At 43.2% G+C, this 21,149-nt stretch carries 15 protein-coding genes; 2 read left to right on the forward strand and 13 right to left on the reverse strand.

Going from position 1 to position 21,149, the window contains the following annotated elements; all coding sequences use genetic code 11:
* Positions 1-244: 244 nt before the first annotated feature.
* The 12 genes from VKA52_RS17015 to VKA52_RS17070 form a co-directional block, all read right to left on the reverse strand.
* Positions 245-1,540, reverse strand: coding sequence for an NCS2 family permease (locus tag VKA52_RS17015; RefSeq protein WP_326316560.1), 1,296 nt, complete (start codon positions 1,538-1,540; stop codon positions 245-247).
* 128 nt (positions 1,541-1,668) lie between these two features.
* Positions 1,669-3,165, reverse strand: a complete 1,497-nt coding sequence (locus VKA52_RS17020; protein ID WP_326316561.1) for a PH domain-containing protein — start codon at positions 3,163-3,165, stop codon at positions 1,669-1,671.
* Positions 3,158-3,637, reverse strand: a complete 480-nt coding sequence (locus tag VKA52_RS17025; RefSeq protein ID WP_326316562.1) for a PH domain-containing protein — start codon at positions 3,635-3,637, stop codon at positions 3,158-3,160. Before VKA52_RS17025 ends, VKA52_RS17020 begins: the two co-directional genes overlap by 8 nt.
* Positions 3,638-3,730: 93 nt before the next feature.
* Positions 3,731-4,543 (reverse strand): pyrroline-5-carboxylate reductase, encoded by an 813-nt coding sequence (gene proC, locus VKA52_RS17030; RefSeq protein ID WP_160915368.1) that lies wholly within the window; start codon positions 4,541-4,543, stop codon positions 3,731-3,733.
* Positions 4,544-4,757: 214 nt separating this feature from the next.
* Positions 4,758-6,266, reverse strand: coding sequence for a potassium/proton antiporter (locus VKA52_RS17035; protein ID WP_326316563.1), 1,509 nt, complete (start codon positions 6,264-6,266; stop codon positions 4,758-4,760).
* A gap of 137 nt (positions 6,267-6,403) precedes the next feature.
* Positions 6,404-7,567: a sporulation protein YhbH gene (gene yhbH, locus VKA52_RS17040; protein ID WP_089653080.1), complete on the reverse strand. Its 1,164-nt coding sequence runs from the start codon at positions 7,565-7,567 to the stop codon at positions 6,404-6,406.
* Positions 7,568-7,795: 228 nt separating this feature from the next.
* Positions 7,796-9,124, reverse strand: a complete 1,329-nt coding sequence (odhB, locus tag VKA52_RS17045) for a 2-oxoglutarate dehydrogenase complex dihydrolipoyllysine-residue succinyltransferase (protein ID WP_326316564.1) — start codon at positions 9,122-9,124, stop codon at positions 7,796-7,798.
* Positions 9,111-11,978, reverse strand: a complete 2,868-nt coding sequence (locus tag VKA52_RS17050; RefSeq protein ID WP_326316565.1) for a 2-oxoglutarate dehydrogenase E1 component — start codon at positions 11,976-11,978, stop codon at positions 9,111-9,113. Before VKA52_RS17050 ends, odhB begins: the two co-directional genes overlap by 14 nt.
* 205 nt (positions 11,979-12,183) lie before the next feature.
* A complete protein-coding gene (locus VKA52_RS17055) occupies positions 12,184-14,283 on the reverse strand; it encodes an RNA degradosome polyphosphate kinase (RefSeq protein WP_326316566.1) in 2,100 nt (699 codons plus the stop codon).
* A gap of 154 nt (positions 14,284-14,437) precedes the next feature.
* Complete coding sequence (gene ppx, locus VKA52_RS17060) at positions 14,438-15,973, reverse strand: exopolyphosphatase (protein WP_326316567.1); 1,536 nt, start codon at positions 15,971-15,973, stop codon at positions 14,438-14,440.
* A gap of 83 nt (positions 15,974-16,056) precedes the next feature.
* A complete protein-coding gene (locus tag VKA52_RS17065) occupies positions 16,057-17,952 on the reverse strand; it encodes a PrkA family serine protein kinase (protein ID WP_326316568.1) in 1,896 nt (631 codons plus the stop codon).
* A gap of 367 nt (positions 17,953-18,319) precedes the next feature.
* A complete protein-coding gene (locus tag VKA52_RS17070) occupies positions 18,320-18,499 on the reverse strand; it encodes a hypothetical protein (protein WP_160915382.1) in 180 nt (59 codons plus the stop codon).
* Between the two features lie 192 nt (positions 18,500-18,691).
* Here VKA52_RS17070 and VKA52_RS17075 point away from each other — a divergent pair, with 192 nt between their 5' ends.
* Positions 18,692-19,507: a lipoate--protein ligase family protein gene (locus VKA52_RS17075; RefSeq protein ID WP_326316569.1), complete on the forward strand. Its 816-nt coding sequence runs from the start codon at positions 18,692-18,694 to the stop codon at positions 19,505-19,507.
* Positions 19,508-19,526: 19 nt separating this feature from the next.
* A complete protein-coding gene (gene lipA / locus VKA52_RS17080; RefSeq protein WP_160915384.1) occupies positions 19,527-20,471 on the forward strand; it encodes a lipoyl synthase in 945 nt (314 codons plus the stop codon).
* 41 nt (positions 20,472-20,512) lie between these two features.
* Here the strand turns inward: lipA and VKA52_RS17085 are convergent, their stop codons facing one another.
* Positions 20,513-20,767, reverse strand: a complete 255-nt coding sequence (locus tag VKA52_RS17085; protein WP_160915385.1) for a hypothetical protein — start codon at positions 20,765-20,767, stop codon at positions 20,513-20,515.
* Between the last annotated feature and the right edge of the window lie 382 nt (positions 20,768-21,149).

Genomic DNA, 21,149 nt, shown 5'->3' on the forward strand with positions numbered 1-21,149 from the left:
TTCGAGAATCTATTCCATGGTAAAGGGGCGGAGGGAAACGGTGAGACTCCTATGGGACATGTGGGACAGGTGAGACCCCGGAAGGCGTAGCCTGAGGAGGCTCACCGCCCGCCCCATGGAAAGCGAACCTTTTCCCGGAGCCCTAAACTCTCACAAAAATCTCGAAACTGAGTCTTCAAGAAACCTGCCATTTAATTGAATAACAAAAAATCCTATGGCTGGGTTGCCATAGGATTTGGTGGGGTTAGTGGCCTGGGAAGAAGACCATTTGTAATATGAAAATAACTGCGAACATGTATAAAATCCAGTGTACTTCTTTTCCTTTTCCAGTAACGAGCTTTAACAATGGATACGTGATAAAACCAAACGAGATTCCTGTTGCAATACTGGATGTGAGTGGCATGGAAAGGATGATGATGAAGGCTGGGAAAGCGTCATCGAAACTACCCCAGTTCACCTTTGCAAGACCACCCATCATGAAGCAACCGACAATGATTAATACAGGAGCTGTAATAGCTGGTAGACCGGAAACGGCTCCTACAATAGGGGCAAAAAACATGGATAGAATGAACAATAGAGCAACGACCGTCGTCGTCAGGCCTGTCCTTCCTCCAGCTGCTACCCCTGAAGAAGATTCAATGTAAGCAGAAGAAGGACTCGTTCCAAACATAGCTCCAACGGTTGTAGCTGACGCATCTGCCATTAAAGCAGCCCGCGCCCTCGGAAGACTTCCATCTTTACGGATGAACCCAGCTTGTTCCGCCACACCGATCATCGTTCCTGTCGTGTCAAAAATCGTGACAAGAAGGAAAGCGAAAATAACCGTATAGAGGCCATTGCTGAACACCGCTCCTATATCCATATCCCAGAATACAGGAGCTGGTGGTGCCTCAATAAAGCCTTCTAGCTGAAGCTGACCAGTGAAAAAGCCGATAATACCTGTAACGAACATGCCGATGAATAATCCACCCGTCACATTTCTCGCGATCAGGACCAGTGTGAAGAAAAGCCCGAATACCGTCAATAATGGACCTTTTGCTGTCAAATCTCCAAGTGTAACCAGCGTCTCTTCACTGGAAACGATGATGCCTGACATTCTTAACCCAAGGAAAGCTATAAACAAACCGATTCCTGATGTAATCCCATATTTTAATGAAGCAGGAATCGCTGTAATCAACGTTTTACGTAAACTAGTCAAACTAAGAAGAACAAATAATATACCTGATACAAAGACAGCTCCAAAAATAACAGAATAACTAACATCCTGTTGGACAACTTCCGTAACGAAGTACGCATTCAATCCCATACCAGGAGCTATAGCAATGGGGTAATTAGCAGCAAATGCCATAATTAACGTACCAACAATTGCCGCAATGATCGTCGCCATAAACACTTGTTCGAAAGGCACGCCCGCACTTGATAGAATTGCGGGGTTAACAACAACGATATAGACCATCGTTAAAAAAGTCGTCACTCCTGCAAGCAACTCTGTTTTAACATCTGTATGATTTTCATTTAATCGGAACCATTTGTTTAACATTTGGGAACACCAAACTTTCAATAAGAATTACAACGTGTATTATAATATTATTTTTACGAACAAAAATCAATAGTAACAACAAAAATGTTCGCTTTTATTATTTTCACACAAAAAAACCGCCTGAGTACTTATTCCTCAGACGGTTTTTCACTTAATCTCTTGACTCTATACCAGTGCATGATTTCCTCTGTATCGCTTTTCTCAAGGTAGTAGCAGGAAGCAAGCGATCTGCCTCCTCCTGACGTTAACATAACTTCTATGCTTGAGAGATGTGTCCTTTTTTGAAAATACGTTTGTTTTTCATAAGATGCCTGAATTCGGTACTTTTTCATAAAGTACGTCTGCTTGATGATTCCTCTCGATCTTAAAGTCAGCTGATCTTCTCGAATATTCCATCCTGCATCATGGTAGGCTAACCAGCCCAGCACGGCTAAGAATCCACCGGCCAAAATGGATAACAGACCATAAGGAAAAAAGAAGATGCTGATGGGAATTGACGCTAAAAATCCGAACCATGAATGGCGCAGAATGTATCTGAATAACGATCGCTTAGGCGGTTCATGGAAATGGTCCACAACATCATAAGCAGGAAGAACCTTTTTCAGTACCTTGCCCACGTCTTCTTTTTTGATCATTGGCAGCAGTCGTAATTGGTGCTCATCATTCTTTAAAACCGATCCCCCTGCGCTGATTAGCGTTACTGAAGCGTATCCTAAAGGCTGTCGAATTAAGTTTTCTTCCATTCGAATGCCCTGAATCCGATTTAAAGGTATCGTCATCTGTTTTTTCTCAAGCCAGCCACGCGTAATAATCAAATCATCTTCGTCAATAAAAACAGAAAAGTTGGCATACCTTAGAATCGTCATTACAATTGATATCCCATAAGCCACTAAGAGTATGACAAGGGCGGTAAAAGCAATCACCAATACGCCAATTTGGATCCAGTCAAGGATTTCATTATAGATCGTTCCTACGGGTAATAGGTCCATAAATTGAGAGAAGAAAACTGCTACTCCGGAGATGACTACCCCCGCTCCTCCAGAAGTGACGGCCATCATCACAATCTCCTTCATGGACATAGCATAGACCTTTTCACGATTTGACTCTTCTATTTCTGTCTGAGCTTGTTCAGTATCCCAAGAGTCGTCCTCCGGTCTTGCGTTTCTACGTTTCTTTTCCTGGAAAATGGCTTCTTCCAAAGAATCTGCTTCTTCCTTCCGGATGGCTGTTAGTTCAGCCTCTGCCTTTTCATTCCCTGTTGATCCTGCCGTCTCAATTGACACCTTAACAAGGTTCAAAGGACGATGAAAAATACCTTCTGAAAAATCAAGACTCTGAATTCGATCAATAGGGATATACCTCTTCTTACGAAAAATAAGCCCGTATTCAATTCTCAGCTCTCCCTCTTCCATCCGGTATGTAAATCGCAGCCAGCGAATGATCCCTGCTCCCAATACAAGGAGCAGTACACCGATCCATATCAGCAATGGAATCCAATCCACTTCCCCACTAAATATGTTTCCATTTAACACAAGCACAATAATCAATGGTAAAGCCGCATCTTTTAACGTCTTCACAAAGTTGATGACGGCTGAAATCGGATGCAGTCTTTTCGGTTCAAACATCATCTTCCGCCACCCTTGCTAGGGAAGAGATGGACTGACGTAGACGCTCGGCTTCCCTCTCGTCCAGTGCCGGGATTTTATGTACCGTCGCAGCTGTAGAAATGCTGATGGTAGATAAACGAAACTTCCTGAGTAAAGGTCCTTGTTCTGTATCCACATGCTGGACTCTGACCATAGGTACCAGCGTACGTGTCACAATAAATAATCCGTACTGCAAATCGATTTCTGTTTCCGTGACATCATACCTCCACCTTTTCCAGCGTAAACTTGGTACGAGCCATACAAATGAAAGGACTTCCAGCAAAGCGATCCCTAGCCCAATCAGCACAATCCACCATGGCCAATCCCATAAGAACACCGTCACGGTTAATCCAATAGTCAGCAAAAGAATGATCCCTACTTGGATCCACCCATAGATGCGCCACACCGTCAGCGCTTGCTGTGATATTCTTTGTGTCGGTTGCTGTTCCATTCTTCCACCCCCTATGTATGCTTACGAATGACTGTTCGAAATGTTTCACTATTTATAAAAGAAGCCGGACGTAACAGCCCGGCCCTCCCTTTATTATTTTCCTTTTGATAATGCTTTAGACTTCTCTGTACAAGCTTCCATCCCTTGAATGATCGCATTTCTAAAACCGGCTTCTTCAAGCTTTGTAACCCCTGAAATGGTTGTACCTCCCGGAGTACAGACGGCATCCTTCAGCTCGCCAGGGTGGCGGCCGGTTTCTTTAACCATTTGGGCCGCCCCTTGGACAGTCTGAGAAACCATTTTGTAGGCTTTATCTCTGGGGAAACCTTGTTGAACAGCCGCATCCGCCATTGCTTCAATGAGCATATAGATAAAAGCTGGTGAAGATCCGCTGACGGCTGGAACCGCATCCATCAACTTTTCTTCGACTATTTCAGCTTCTCCAAAGCTCTCAAACACTTCCATCACGTCTGCTAATTCTTCCTTGGTCACGAAATCGTTCGGACACAGAACGCTCATGCCTGCTCCGACAAGCGAAGGCGTGTTCGGCATGGAACGAATCACCTTCACATTACGGCCGAAGGCTTCTTTCATAGCGTCGAGAGTGATGCCGGCAGCAATGGTAACCACCACAGTATCCTCAGGTACTTCGTCCTTAATTTCCTGGACGACTCCTTGGTACACATAAGGTTTCACCGCTAAGAAAAGCAGGTCACTCTCTCTTGCCACTCGTTTATTTTCATTGGAAATGTTAATTCCGTATTCATCCGTCACAAAATCTATCGTTTCATCGGATAAAGCCGTGGCAGCGATATCACGCGCTTTCACAAGGCCTGCATCAATCATGCCCTGTATCATCGCCCGCCCCATTTGACCACAGCCGATAAAACCTATACGTTTGTTCACCGTACATCCCTCCTTAGTGATTCTTATTGTATAGGAAGATTGTCGAACGTACAATTCCATATTGGATTTCCCTTGTTTCTCTAGTAAAAATTACATGTTTTTTCTAGAAAAGGTTTACAAAGCCTTATATCTTACCTATAATAATAACTGTATTCTTCATATCATAGTGAAACGCCCAAAATATCATAGCTGCTACGAAAAAAGCCGAGCTGCCTTAAGCTCGGCTTTTTTCGTGTTCTTCTTCTTTCTCTTCATTAATTGCTTCAAGCAGCTTCTTCACTTCTTTTTTATTTTTCCTTGCAACAAGGATATACAACGTATCCCCCGCTTTAATTTCTGTTTGACCATAAGGAGTGATTACATCTCCGTCACGGATGATGGCGTTGATTAAGGCTCGATCCGGCAATTCCATATTTTCTAAAGTCTGACCAACAATGATGTTCCTTTCCGTTACATCGAACTCAATCATTTCAACATTCGCTTTGCCGATGGAAATTAACTCAAGAGAATGAATCGGGTTTCCAAGCTTATCGGAAACCAGTTTGAAACGTTCAGCAATACGGGTGATGGACGACCCTTGAACAAGAGCTGATGTAAGAACAGTAAAGAAAACAACGTTGAAGATAAGTTGGCTGTTCTGTATTCCAGCCAGCATCGGGAAGATCGCCAGTACGATTGGTACGGCACCACGCAACCCAGCCCAGGATAAAAAGTACTTTTCCTTCATCGTAAACGAAAAACCAGACAGGCTTAAAAGCGTGGCTACAGGCCTTGCAATAAATATAAGCACAAGTGCTATAAGCAATCCATCCATCATAACAGGCCATGTGAAAACTTCAGTGGGCGAAACAAATAACCCGAGAATTATAAACATGAGAATTTGAGCCATCCAGCCAAATCCCTCATGAAACCGCAAGATGGAATAACGGTAAGCCAGTTCAGCATTTCCAATGACAACGGCTGTCACATATACAGCTAAAAGACCACTTGCTTGGAGAAGGGAGCTTGAACTGTAAGATAAAAATGCGAAACCTAGAGCGAACAATGGATAAAGTCCACTTGAATCCAAATTGATTCGATTTAATGAAAAACTGGCCAAGTACCCGATTCCAAATCCAACCGCTAATCCAGCACCCATCTGCCAAAAGAATGAACCGATCATCCCTAATATATTGACTTGATCAATCGTGAGCAACTGAATAAATGAAATAGTGAGAAACACAGCCATAGGATCGTTTGTACCAGACTCCGCTTCCAGTGTCGCTTCAAGCTTAGGTCGGACATTTTTTCCTTTTAAAACAGCAAATACAGCTGCCGCATCTGTGGACCCTACAATAGATCCTACAAGGAAAGCCTCAACCCAACCGATATGTAAGATGAATTTGGCAGCTAAAGCTACGATGGATGTCGTAAGGACGACTCCTACTGTGGCTAAAGAAATGGAAGGAACCACTACAGGTCGTATATCTTTCCATTTTGTCAACATACCACCTTCGAACAAAATAACAATTAAAGCGATGACACCGATCAACTGAGCAATTTCCGGGTTATCAAAATAAATGAACCCAAGCCCATCATTTCCGACGAGCATTCCAACCGCAATAAAGAGAACGAGCGATGGAACCCCGAGTCTGGAAGAGAATTTTGTAACGATGATACTGACAATAAGCAATAGAGCCATCAACATGATGAATTGATTGGACTCTAAAATTTCCTGAATCATAAACGATACTCCTTTTATTTTCTTTATAGCGACATTATACCAAGGAAGCCTAAGGTTCAAGTAATAAAAAACTCGTCCAGCTTTTGAAAACACAAAAAAGGCCAAGCAACAAGATGTTACTTGGCTTCTTTGCAACATCAGCTTAGCATCTCTTCAACCTGTTCACTGAAGAATTGTTTCATGGCATGAAATACATCTGCTTTTCTTCTCAAAATGTAATAGCGGAACTTCGGGTGATCGATGGATTTATAGGCCTGCATCAAACTGGAGGAACGATTGTATTGGTTGACTTCTCCATAACCAAACATTTGTGAAACTTCAATCAGCTGTTCAATCAATCCCAGGCAGCGTTTATTATCAGATGTTAAATTATCACCATCAGAGAAGTGGAACGGGTAAATATTATAGCGCTCCGGTGAATACTTGGTCTCAATCAATTCTAAAGCCTTGCGATAAGCTGAGGAGCAGATCGTCCCTCCACTTTCCCCTTTAGAAAAGAAATCATCTTCACTGACGACTTTAGCTTGTGTGTGATGGGCAACAAATTCAATTTCCACTGTTTCATAGTTCCGGTTCAGGAACCTGGTCATCCAGAAGAAGAAACTTCTGGCCATATACTTTTCCCATTGTCCCATGGAGCCACTTGTATCCATCATCGCAATAACAACAGCTTTTGATTCCGGTTTGGTTTTCTCATTCCACGTTTTAAAACGAATATCTTCTGGATAAATCGGTGCAAATGAAGCTTCTCCGCCTAGAGCGTTTCGTTTGTATGCTTCAAGCATCGTCCTCTTCTTGTCGATGTTTCCTGTTAATCCCGTTTTCCGAATATCGCTGAACTCGATGTCTGTGTGAATGATATTGTCTTTTTCCTTCTCATCCAAATTCGGTAAGGTTAATTCCTTAAACAAGGCTTCTTCTAACTCGGCTAATGAAATCTCTGCCTCATAATAATCTTCGCCAGCTTGATCTCCAGCTCCGTCTCCATCGCCAGGCTTACCTTTCGATTGCTGCGGCGCTTGAGCAACAACATCCCCGACTTCACTATCCCCTTCACCTTGTCCTGCATGTTTATTCTTCTCGTGATTATAACGAATCTTATATTCATCAAGTGAACGTATTGGAATCTTAACGACACGCTTTCCATTCGACATCACAATATTCTCTTCAGTAATGAGATCAGGTAACTGCTTGCTCATCGCATCCTTCACTTTTTCTTGATGTCGCCGCTGATCGTCGTAGCCTTTCCGATGGAGGGACCAGTCGTCTTCGGCGATTACGAAACTCATCTCTTCATCCATGTAATTCCCTCCTAATCGAGTATTACTCTATCGTATGCAGGTCCACGGTAATGGATGAAAGATATTGAGATATACATGGATTATTTGTTTCTTTCGCCCATATTGTCTATCGTTTCACAAGCAGATTGATAGTCCATGCTGGTAAATATGTTATTCAAGTATATGTCAGGATTGTGTGATTAGGAATATAAAATCCCCTTCCACTGGAGTTGTGGAAGGGGATTGGTTTTAGCCTTCGAGCAATAGATCGAATGGATCTTCAATCATTTCTTTAATTCTGCGCAAGAACTGTACCGCATCTTTTCCATCTACGATTCTGTGGTCATAGGAAAGAGCAATGTACATCATCGGACGAGCTTCGATGGAGTCATCCGGCATAACTTTCGCGCGTTTTTCAATGTTATGCAAACCAAGGATTCCTACTTGAGGTGCATTCAAAATCGGGGTGGAAAGCATAGATCCGAATATTCCACCGTTCGTAATTGTAAATGATCCACCTTGCAAGTCATCAAGACCAAGCTCTTTGTTTCGGGCTTTGGTAGCGAGGTCTGCAATTCCTTTTTCAATTCCGGCAAAGTCCAGACGGTCCGCATCACGGACAACAGGAACGACGAGACCTTCATCTGTGGAAACGGCCATCCCGATATCATAGAACTGTTTCTTAATGATTTCGTTCCCTTGAATTTCGGCATTCAGTAGCGGGAATTCCTTCAATGCCCCAACTGCAGCTTTTGTGAAGAAGGACATAAATCCTAATTTAATGTCATGCTTCTTCAGGAAGGATTCTTTACGCTCACTTCTGAGCTTCATAACATTAGTCATATCCACTTCGTTGAACGTTGTAAGCATCGCAGATTCCTGTTGGGCTTCAACGAGTCTCTTAGCAATGGTCTGGCGTCTGCGGGACATTTTCACTCGCTCGACTGGCTTATCAAATTCTGTTTTCTTCGTTTCTTCTTTTTTCTTCTCCTGCTTCTTAGGCTGGTCCTCAGAAGAAGACTTGGATGAACCTTTAGATTGCTGCTTGCTTTCTCCTTTGGCAGCTGCATCAACATCTTCAGGGCGGATGCGTCCAAGGGGATCGCGAGCGGAAATCTCACTCAAATCAATTCCAAGTTCACGCGCACGTTTGCGAGCGGCTGGAGTAGCAATCACGTCTTTAGAATCCTTACTGGAAGACTCTTTTTTCTCTTCAGAAGATTGTTGCTGCTCTTCTTCTTTCTGAGATTCTTCTTCTTTGTTGGATTTCTCTTCTTTTTCTTTTGGTTCAGATTCTTCCTCATCATCAGAAGAAGTGTCTTCGTCTGAACCTCCCGCTTCGCCATTTTCATCGACTTTAGCAATCACATCGCCGACTTCTACGTCATCTCCAGCTTCTCTCAACAACTCAGCAATAACTCCACTGGCATCTGCATTCACTTCAACGTTTACTTTATCTGTCTCAAGCTCGAGAATCGGGTCGCCTTTTTCCACTTGATCCCCTTTTTTGACGAGCCATTCTGATATTGTACCTTCTGTTATGGATTCAGCTAATTCAGGAACCTTAATTTCCTTCATTTGTTTCTCCTCCTTTAGACATCTGTAGCGCTTCATGAATGATTCGATTCTGCTCCGTTTTATGGATGTTCGGCTCGCCGACGGAAGGTGAAGCACGGTGCGGACGACCGACAAAGCGGTGAATCTGCCCCTCTTTCAACAACTTGTGCAAAATCCCTTCGACGAAGTACCAGCTACCCATGTTCTGCGGTTCTTCTTGGACCCATACTAATTCTTCTAAATTAGGATAAGACTCTAACATCTCAGCTAATCGTTGTTCAGGGAACGGATAGATTTGTTCGATTCTTACAGCATCGATCGTCTCAAAGGTTTGATCCGTACCATCTACCGTATCTTCGATATCGACCATGATCTTCCCGCTTCCGAGAAGAAGTGTTTTCACTTTTTCTTTATCTTTGTTTTCAGATAAGATGGGTTGCTTCATAATCGGTTGGAAGCGTCCAGTGCTGAACTGTTCACCGGAAACGGCCACTCGTTGGTTTCTTAAGAGACTCTTCGGTGTCATCAACACAAGAGGACGCGCTTCTTCCTGATTACTAATAGCTGCTTGTCTTCTTAACAAGTGGAAGTATTGAGCAGAAGACGTAACATTGGCAACCGTCCAGTTGTTTTCAGCAGCAAGCTGTAAGAAACGCTCCAGTCGCGCACTCGAGTGCTCAGGCCCTTGTCCCTCATATCCGTGAGGAAGCAAGAAGACCATATTGGACTTTTCACCCCACTTGGCACGGCCGGCAGATACGAACTGGTCAAAGATGACTTGTCCAGCATTAGCAAAATCACCGAACTGTGCCTCCCAAAGGACTAGAGATTCTGGAGCCTGGACACTATATCCGTACTCAAACCCAATAACCCCAGCTTCGGACAATGGACTATTATGAATGTCAAAAGATGCATTTGCTTGTTCTAATCCGTGAAGAGGACAGTACGTTTCCCCTGTTTCCACATCATGAAGAACAAGATGTCGGTGGGCAAATGTTCCGCGCTCCGTATCTTGACCTGTGATTCGAATAGGACGTCCATCTTCAAGAATTGAGGCAAATGCTAGCGCTTCAGCTGTCGCCCAGTCAACTTTCTGTCCATCCTCAAGCATTTTACTGCGCCTTTGAAGAATTTTCTCAAGCTTTTTAAAACCATTAAAACCTTCAGGACGCTTCAGCATACCTTCATTTAAACCTCTTAGACGATCAATATCGATGGCTGTATCGATTTCGTCGAGATTACGTTCCACTCCACTCGGACGATCTTTGACATCAGGAGAAGACGTTTCATGCTCGTTCATATTGTTATAGATATCGCGGAGTTTTTGTTCCACTTCCGCTTTCATATCTTTAAGAGCACCATCACCTACGACTGATGCTTCCTGTAGCTGTTTTTCAAAGACAGCAGCAGCCGTCGGATGTTCGTCAATTTCTTTATAAAGTCTCGGTTGTGTAGACCGTGGTTCATCCATTTCATTATGACCGAAACGGCGATATCCTACGAGATCGATTAAGAAATCTTTATGGAATTTTTGACGGTATTCATATGCAAAGGCCATCGCTGATAAACAAGCCAGCGGATCATCGGCATTGACATGGACAACAGGAATCTCGAACCCTTTGGCAAGATCACTCGCATAACGTGTCGAGCGTCCATCTTTCCTATTCGTCGTAAATCCGACAAGGTTATTAGCAATAATGTGGACCGTTCCGCCTGTGCGATAGCCAGGGAGGTCACTCATATTTAAGGTTTCTGCTACCACACCTTCTCCGATGAAAGCAGCGTCACCATGAATTAAAAGGCCGAATGCCTCGTCCTCATCCATTTTTGCATAACCCGGCTCTGATCGGTCATCCTGAGCCGCACGTGTAAATCCTTCTACTACAGGATTGACGTATTCTAAGTGTGAAGGGTTGTGGCTTAGAGTCACACGCGTAGCCGACTGTTCACCGTTCTCAATTTCTCTTCTCGCACCGAAGTGATACTTCACATCACCTGTCCACCCATAATTAATTCCCATCGAACCTTCCGATGGCATTAGCTCCTTATCGGGAGAAAGGTGGAATTCAGAAAAAATGCGGTCATAAGGTTTTCCAAGGATATGTGCAAGTACATTCAAACGACCACGGTGGGCCATGCCCATCATGATATTTTTTATTTTGTCACCTGATGCTGACTGGATAATATGATCAAGCATCGGCACCATCATATCCAAGCCTTCAATAGAAAAACGCTTCTGCGCAACAAATGTTTTGGCAAGGAAATTTTCAAATCCTTCCACTTCGGCCAGACGGTATAGTAATTGCTTCTTCTCTTCATCTGTCAGTGACACGGTATAAGAACCAGTGTCGACTTTATCCTGAAGCCATTTTCTTTCATCTTCGTTATTCACATGACCAAATTCAAAAGAAATGGTCCCTGCATATCGTTCTTTTAATGTTTTGACTACTTGAAGTGCGTTATCCAGTTTCATTGGGGCATCGGGCCACACCCAATCAGCCGGGATTTCTTTTAGATCCTTTTCTTGTAGTCCATATGTTTCTAACTCAAGCAAATTTGTTTTAGGTCGCTCATCACTGCCTACCGCGTAAATATTCGCCTGCAGGTGACCATGACGACGAATAGCCTCAACAAGTTTCAAAGCTGAGGTAATTTTAGCTATGTCCCTTTCAGAAGGTGAAGCAGATCCGTTGGTTTCGGCAACCATATCGCTTCCCATCCATGCAGGAGCCCCGTGCTCATCAAAGATTTCCTTCAAGGAAGGATCGACAGCACTAGGATCGTTTTCATATTGTTCGAATTGTTCTTCGATGTACCCCATGTTGGGGCCATGGAAATTTTCCCAAAAGTTTTGAGTGGAGCCTTGTTTAGACACGTAGAATACCCCCAAGTAGTTGTTGGCTAATGTTTCCTCGAAAACGTTTCCAAGTCCATGTACTATTATAGAATTGAAACGCTTCCGTATTCAACAAATTTCGCTTAATTTTTTAATAATGACCAAATCCATTCCATTATAACAAGAAAGACGCACCGATGGGTACGCCTTTTTCACTTTTTGCCACTAAAGTGATATATCGTTGTTATTCTTCATCCTCTAAGACACGGTAAGCCATATCGTAAAGTTTCATCTGACTATTGATGGGCTGCGCGTTTTCAGGGCGTTTAACATGTTCATAGGACCCGTCATTCTTTTGTTCCCTGGCTTTGACATTATCACTCAGCATGACAGATAAAATCTTTTGCAAACGATTTTTTATCACTGGTTCATAGATCGGGAATAAAAGTTCGACACGCTTGACCATGTTTCTTGTCATCATATCAGCAGAGGATAGAAAGACACGATCATCTCCATTATGATGGAAATAATAAATTCGGCTGTGCTCCAGGAAGCGACCGACAATACTAATGACACGGATGTTATCGCTGAAACCCTGGATCCCGGGACGCAGACAGCAGATTCCACGCACGATTAAATCAATCTGGACACCTGCTTGAGAGGCTTCGTAAAGCTTCATAATTAAATTTTTGTCCGTCAAAGAATTCATTTTTAAGATGATGCGCCCATTGCCATGTTGTTTTTGGAAACGGATTTCATTGTTGATATAGCGGATAAAGTCATTTCGTATATCAAACGGAGCCATCGACAGATGATGGAATTGCGGTTTCTCGGTAAACCCGCTTAAATAATTGAAAAAGTCTGTGGCATCAATTCCAAACTTCCGCTTGGCTGTGATGATTCCCATATCTGTATAAAGCGATGCTGTCTGGTCATTATAATTCCCTGTTCCCAGGTGAACGAAACGTTCAATTTTCTCGTTCTTCTTCCTGACCACCAGAGTAATTTTGCTGTGGGTTTTCAAGTAAGTCATTCCATAAATGACATGACAACCTGCTTTTTCCAACTCTTTTGCCCATTGCACGTTGTTTTCTTCATCAAACCGCGCTTTTAGTTCAACAAGTACGGTGACCTGCTTCCCTTTCTCCGCCGCACGCTTGAGAGCTTCTATAATCGGTGAATCTCCACTAACCCGGTATAATGTTTGTTTGATAGCCAGCACATGGGGATCATCTGCTGCTTCCGCTACGAAGTCAACGACCGGTTCAAAAGATTCAAACGGATGGTGTAGGAAAACATCCCGATCCATTACTTGTTCAAAAATATTTTCATCACTACTCAAATCACGCGGAGGCTGAGGCATCAACGTTTCGTAATAAAGGTGGTCCTTGATGTCTTCAAACGTTTTATGGAATTTAAATAAGAAAGTTAAGTCCAGCGGTCCATTTGTAATGTATAAGTCATCTTTATGAATTTCCAGGACATTCAATAAAAAGCTGACCAATTTCTCATCATATTTTCCGTCCCGCACTTCCAGACGCACAGCCGCTCCCCACTTCCGTTTCTTCAATTCTTTCTCTATTTCTTTTAATAAATCACGGGCGCCTTCTTCATGAATTGTCATATCAGCATTTCTCGTAATTCTGAACTCTGTGATCGACTCAACTTTATACCCTTTGAAGAGCTTACTCATAAAATGACCGATGATTTCTTCCAATAAAACATACTGATATTTATCATCATGGTTCACACTTACGAAACGGTCCAGTACGGATGGCACTTGAACAATCGCCGTTTTCGTTGCTCCCTCTTGGTCGAGTTCGTCCCGAATGACGACAGCCAGGTTGATGGACTTATTCAAAAGCATTGGAAAAGGACGATAGGCATCCACTGCCATAGGGGTCAACACGGGAAAAATCTCTTCATCGAAATAGGTTTCAAAGCGCTTGATTTCCTCTTTGGTGAGGTCGTCAATGGACAAAATCGTAATTCCCTCTTTTTCCAATTCCGGTTTCATCGCCTGGTAGGCCGCATACTGCTTTTCCACATTTTTGTGGTTAATCTCAGCAATTTTGTTCAGTTGCTGCTTCGGCGTCAATCCGGCTTTGTTTTCCGGTTTATTAAAGCCGGCTTTGACCTGGTCCTTCAATCCCGCGACGCGTACCATAAAAAATTCATCAAGATTGGAAGAGACAATAGCTAAAAATTTCAACCGTTCGAGCAAAGGGTTGTCCATATCAAGAGCTTCATCCAAAACCCGTTCATTGAAGCCAAGCCAGCTGAGCTCTCGATTATTATAAAAAAGTGGATTATCCAGTTCTTTCGTCTTCATTTCTGTTGACATAACGCACACCCTTTACACATGTATTCACATATAGGTTAATACATCCATATATTCCACATATGAATGCAAAGTTAACTTTTTGTAAAAATTTGATTGAAAATGTCGAACGATAAGACAAAAAATAGAATGACAAAAAAAGCAGCCCGGGAACGGACTACTTTTTATTTTCCACAAAATGAAGCTCGATAGTCTTCTTCAGTGACTTTTCCAAGTGTTTTTTCTGTTTTTCTGCTTGATATTCCTCAGGCATGTAAGCACCGTTACAATAGAGAGTTACCCGGAGGTCATCTCCATCATTGGATAGTTCCAGCCTTTCCACCGTCTGCCTGCGGGTGCTGTCCAGACTATAACAAAACTTCAACATGGACCCGAGAAGGCGGATCTTTTTCCGTTCATCTTTCAAGAACCACTGTTTGTATGGATTGAGGAATTGCTTGAAGATTGTCTTATTTTTGAAAGAGGCCATAAGAGCCATCCGTAGTCTTTCCATATGCATCAATCCGTCAATCGTACGGTTAGCAAGAAGGTAAAAAGTGTGCTGGGAGCTTGATTCATTGTCAATGTATTCTCCAAGGTTAAACACATAGCTTGCTCTTTTCACTTCCTGCCAGTCTTTTTTCCTCAAAGAACCGATTCCATGATCGTGGAGCTGATGGAACAATTCGTGGGCCAGGTGCTGAACATGCTGGATGTGTTTCACATTCAACTCATAATCACTGATCAATTCCTGGATGCTCTCCTCTAACACATTCGGAAAGAGGGCTGTTCCCATCTCACTCGTCAGCTGCTCGAAGAAAATACCGTCACGCAACCCTTTTCTACTTAAGATAAAACCAGAAGCATGGACCGTATCATATAAAGAATGGAAGACTTCGGTTGCGGGAAGGATGATGTCCGCACGATCCTTGGACAGCCCCTCAACCTTCTGCAACTTCTTCATATTTAAGGTGAAAAGGTAGTTCTTAATAAACGCAAGGTCACTGTCCTTCATTTTATACTGGTGTAGACCTGCGAGAGGGTATTCTTTCAAATTCTGATCAATTTGAACGAGGTTACGTGCCCCTCCCCCGATTCCGATCAATGGGACGTTCTTTTTCTTCAGCCAGGGAAGAGATTGAAATTGCTCAATCAAATAATGACGAAGGTCAGACATTTCTTCCTCTGTAGGAAGATCTTTTTTAAAAAAGTCTTGTTTAAGCGTGAGTGCTCCGAATGGGAAACTATGGGATTCTACCAATTCCCTGTCCTTAAAATATGTAACTTCTGTACTTCCTCCACCGATGTCTACCGTTATTCCTTCTGTCACAGGTGTAGAGTTCACCACAGCCAAATACCCATAATAAGCTTCTTCCTGGTCGGAAAGTATTCGCATATCGAAGCCTGTTTGATCCGATACCTGATGAATGATTTCGGCTTGATTTTGCGCTTGCCTGATGGTGGCAGTCGCTACACAAACGATCTCCTCCAAAGGATATGACTCTGCGACTTGTTTGAAGCTTTTTAAAGTGGTCAAAAGGATTTGGATACCTTCAGTAGATAATAGGCCGTCGTCCATGAGGTGATTCCTCAACCGGGCAACAGCTTTCACATTCTCCACTTCCCGTAGACGTCCACCTTTTTCCCTTAAATAAATGACTAGGCGCATTGTATTCGATCCGACATCAATAATTGCATAATATTTTTTGGCCATCGTCTCACCACACTTCATTTTTTGCCATTATACCACAAGAAACCGCCCTCTTAATAGAATAAGAGAGCGGCTGGGGGTTGCCATTATCTATTCAACAAGCTACCGACATACTTCAATAATTCATTGGCAGAACTGGAATTGTAACCATGTTCATCAACGAGAGTCGCAACCACTTCATTGATTTTCTTAAGTTGCTGCTCATCCGGCGTCTTCGTGGACGTGGTAATTTTGACAACATCTTTCAGATCTGCGAACAACTTCTTCTGAATGGCTTCACGTAACCGCTCATGAGACTGATAGTCAAATTTCTTGCCTTTTCGAGCATAAGCGGAGATTCGGATCAAGATCTCTTCACGGAACGCCTTCTTCGCATTTTCTGATACACCAATCTGTTCTTCAATGGAACGCATGAGGCGCTCATCCGGGTTCAATTCTTCACCGGTCAGTGGATCCCTAAGTTTCGCCTTGTTGCAATAGGCCTCTACGTTATCTAAATAGTTATCCATTAATGTGACAGCTGACTCTTCATAAGAATAGACAAAAGCCTTCTGCACTTCTTTCTTCGCGATTTCGTCGTATTCTTTTCTAGCAAGCGAAATGAAATCAAGATAACGTTCTTTATCTTCACTGGAAATGGAAGCATGGCTTCCAAGCCCGTCTTTCAGCGAACGCAGCACATCCAGCGCATTTATAGACGTCAACTCTTTCTTAATAATGGTTGAAGAAATGCGGTTAATGACATAACGAGGGTCAATGCCGCTCATTCCTTCGTCCGCATGCTCTTTCTTCAGCTCTTCCACATCTACATCGCTGAATCCTTCTAAAATTTCACCGTCATACAAGCGCATTTTCTTCAGTACATCGACAGAAGCTTTTTTCGACTCCTTCAACCGGGTTAAAATGGTAAACATCGCCGCAACCCTCAGTGTATGCGGGGCGATATGCACATCTCTGATGTCACTTTCTCTGATCATTTTTTCATAGATCCGTTCTTCCTGACTCACCTTCAAGTTATAAGGGACAGGCATAACAATCATCCGTGAATGCAAGGCCTCATTTTTCTTATTGGCTATGAAAGAACGATATTCCGCTTCGTTCGTATGGGCGATGATCAATTCATCGGCAGATATTAGGGCAAAGCGACCAGCCTTGAAGTTTCCTTCCTGAGTCAGGCTGAGTAAGTGCCATAAAAACTTCTCATCACACTTCAGCATTTCCTGAAACTCCATGATCCCACGGTTTGCTTTATTCAATTCTCCATCGAAACGGTAAGCCCTGGGATCTGATTCAGAACCATACTGAGCAATGGTAGAGAAGTCAATAGAACCAGTTAAGTCCGCTATATCCTGGGATTTTGGATCGGACGGGCTGAACGTACCAATGCCTGTACGCTTATCCTCTGAGAAAAAGATACGTTCAACTAAAACATCCTCAATCCTTCCGTCATATTCTGTTTCAACTCTCATCGTATTTAACGGGGATAGACTTCCCTCTACACGAATGCCGTACTCATCCTGGAAATCCTTACGCAGATGGTTCGGAACAAGGTGTAAAGGATCCTCATGCATCGGACAACCCTTAATGGCAAAGACAGCCCCATCATCGGTATGCGTGTACTTCTCCATCCCACGTTTAAGTAAATTAACGAGCGTTGACTTACCACCACTGACAGGTCCCATCAGTAAAAGGATACGCTTTCTAACATCCAGCCTTCTCGCAGCCGGGTGAAAATATTCTTCCACAAGCTTCTCCATGGCTTCATCCAGTCCATAAATATCCTCATCAAAAAACTTGTAACGCTTATGATCGTGCTCTTCTGCTACCCCCGCACTTTTAATCATATTGTAAACGCGGGAATGGGCGGATTGAGCTAAATACGGACGCTCTTTCAGCAATTCCAAATACTCTGAGAATGTACCTTCCCATTTCAGTTCCTCTTCTTGTTCCCGGTGGTCTTGTATTTTCTTTAAAATGTCCACTTCGCGACCTCCCCCGTCGTAAGAGACGAATTTTAATACATCCTATGCCTGGCTACTGTAAAACATGTGTAATTTAGAAATGTGGAAGCGGCCTGGTTAGACACGACAAGCATACGACAAACGGCACAGTGGTGTGTTTTTCCACCACGGAGGCAGTTGACTTATTTCTAGTGTCTGGCCGCTGCAACTGAACAAACGCGCAACCTACCATTCATTCCAAGTGTCTGGTGGATACAACCCTTTCGAAAACATAAATTCAAAACGCTAACCATGAAGAGTCAACTGAAAAGTGAGGGGAAAGCCCTCTTATCCACCCTATGCCTACCTTCTTCATTCATGACAGAAAAAAAGAGGACCAACATGAAAGTTAGTCCTCTTCGTAATCCTTTTCTTGAGTGTACCTGCGCCTTTTGGACAATCCCATGACCAAAAAAGCAATAAACAGAAACAAATTAAGCCACCTGAAATCATCATAAAATATAGCTAATAATGCCCAAATTGCCGCACTGACCAAGAAAAGGATGCTGGAAATCAACGTTTGGCTCACGATCATCCCTCCTTCCTTTATTATAAATCAACAGAACCGGATTGTATGTCCATTTTTTTGCAATGAGCAAGTAGTCCTAAAGGTTGAATTTACGCTTTTTAGTAAATTTTGACACGATGATATCCCCTTGTTAGAATTGTTACGAATATTTTAATAGGATAAAGTGCTACACAATAGAAAGAAGGACTGCAAATGGAAACATGGTACTTTGTCGATTCAGGTCATTGCACCCCTGCGATGAACATGGCATTGGATGAAGCCTTGATGAATTGGCACCGCAATGGAGACATTCCTCCTGTACTCCGCTTTTATGGATGGGAGCCTGCTGGATTATCTGTAGGATATTTTCAGAAAGTCAAAGGAAAGATTGATCTGGAGGGCATCCAAAAGCATGGATATGAGCTTGTTCGCCGTCAGACGGGAGGACGAGCTGTCCTACATGACAATGAACTCACATATAGTGTAATTGTTTCGGAAAATCATCCGGATATGCCAGACTCTGTAAAAGAAGCCTACCTTGTCCTATCAAAAGGTTTGCTTGAAGGATTCACAAACCTTGACATACAAGCAGAATTCGCTGTTCCTGAAGGGAAATTAGATGTAGCAGGATCCGCGGTATGCTTTGAAGAACCTTCATGGTATGAACTTATTGTCGAAGGTAAAAAAGCAGCGGGAAGTGCACAGACAAGAAAGAAAGGGATTATCCTTCAACATGGGTCCATCCCCATTGATGTCGATGATGTTAAACTGTTCGACATGTTCATCTATAAAAATGAACGCATTAAAGAACGCGCACGAAAAGCCTTCGGTGACAAAGCCATAGCGATCAACCAAATCGTTGATCAACCAGTAACTTTCGAAGATACTAAAAAAGCTTTTAAAGATGGCTTCGAAAAAGGGCTGGGTATTAAACTTGAGCCTTTTATCCCAACAGAAACACAATGGGATGAAGTAAGAAAAATTGCAGAAGAACGTTATGAAAATGACGAGTGGAACTACTCGCGCTAACGAATAAGGAGTGAATGAAATGGCCAAAGATCAAGAGTACATAAGAAAACCAGAATGGCTGAAAATTAAGATCAATACGAATAAATCTTACACAGGCTTGAAAAAGTTGATGCGCGATAAAAAACTGAACACCGTATGTGAAGAAGCCCGTTGTCCAAACATTCACGAATGCTGGAGTGAACGAAAAACGGCGACATTCATGATCCTTGGAGATACATGTACACGAGGGTGCCGCTTCTGTGCGGTCAAAACAGGACTTCCTAACGAACTAGATTGGGGCGAACCAGAACGTGTCGCTGACTCTGTGGAAATCATGGGACTTAAGCACGTCGTTGTGACCGCTGTTGCGCGTGACGATTTAAATGATGGTGGTGCTGCCGTTTTCGCTGAAACAGTGAAAGCCATCCGCCGCCGTGTACCGGGTTGTACCGTTGAAATCCTCCCTTCAGATATGAAAGGTGATTATGAAAGTCTTCACACATTAATGGACGGAGAGCCGGATATTTTCAACCATAACATCGAAACCGTCCGACGCCTGACGAAAAAAGTGCGTGCTCGCGCGATGTACGATCGTTCTCTTGAATTGTTGAAACGTGTAAAAGAAATTCGCCCGAATACTCCAACCAAATCAAGCATCATGGTCGGTTTAGGTGAAACGAAAGAAGAAATCGTTGAAGCCATGGACGACCTTCTTGCCCATAACGTTGATATCATGACAATCGGTCAATATCTACAGCCGACAAAGAAACATTTAAACGTCGAGCGTTACTATCATCCGGACGAATTTGAAGAGCTTAAGGAAATTGCCCTTGAGAAAGGATTCAAACACTGCGAAGCAGGCCCTATGGTCCGTTCATCTTATCACGCAGATGAGCAGGTGAACGCCACATCCGCCCAGCGCCGCATCAAGTACATGCAAGGCTACGAATCCCAAGGGAAAGAACTGGATACTACGAACTTCTAAAAAAATTGCCCCTCATGATTGGTTCATGAGGGGCATCTATTTTACCATGGTCCTCCATAATAAGGAGGTCGGTTATATCCATATCCTGGTCCACCGTATCCAGGTCCTCCACCGTAATAAGGTGGGGGCGGAGGCGGGGGTCCAAATCCTCCGTAAAAGCCAGGGGCCAGAGCTCCTCCCAGGAATCCACCGAGCAGTCCACCAGCAAATGGTCCTAAAAAGAAGAAACGTTCGTCCTCATTGCGGAAGTCCTCTTCGACTTGGTACGGGTGATAATAATATTGGTAATGGTTCATTTATGCTCCTCCAATCCATCCTTGGTTATTCACCTACCCTTCACTCTATGTAAACGCCCGCCCTAACGTATAGGCATGTGTCATCAAGCAAAGGATAATTTTAACTGGACAAACAATTCACATCCACCCATAATTAGGGTATAATATGATTAATCATGCTTGTCTGGCTACATAAAGGAGGACCACTCATGAATCTTACATTGATCATTCTTGTCTGTGTCGCATTTCTTACTGCTATCTTCAGTGCCGGATATGACACAAAACCTGGTACGCCAAAAAAATAAGCAGCAAAAACGCATCCATTACGGGTGCGTTTTTTTGTGTTTTATTGGTGCCATGAATCGGGTGCCAGGCACCAAAATGTCTTCTCGAAGTGCCAGGC

This window comes from Halobacillus sp. HZG1, from assembly GCF_035818575.1.
Lineage (GTDB): Bacteria > Bacillota > Bacilli > Bacillales > Halobacillaceae > Halobacillus > Halobacillus litoralis.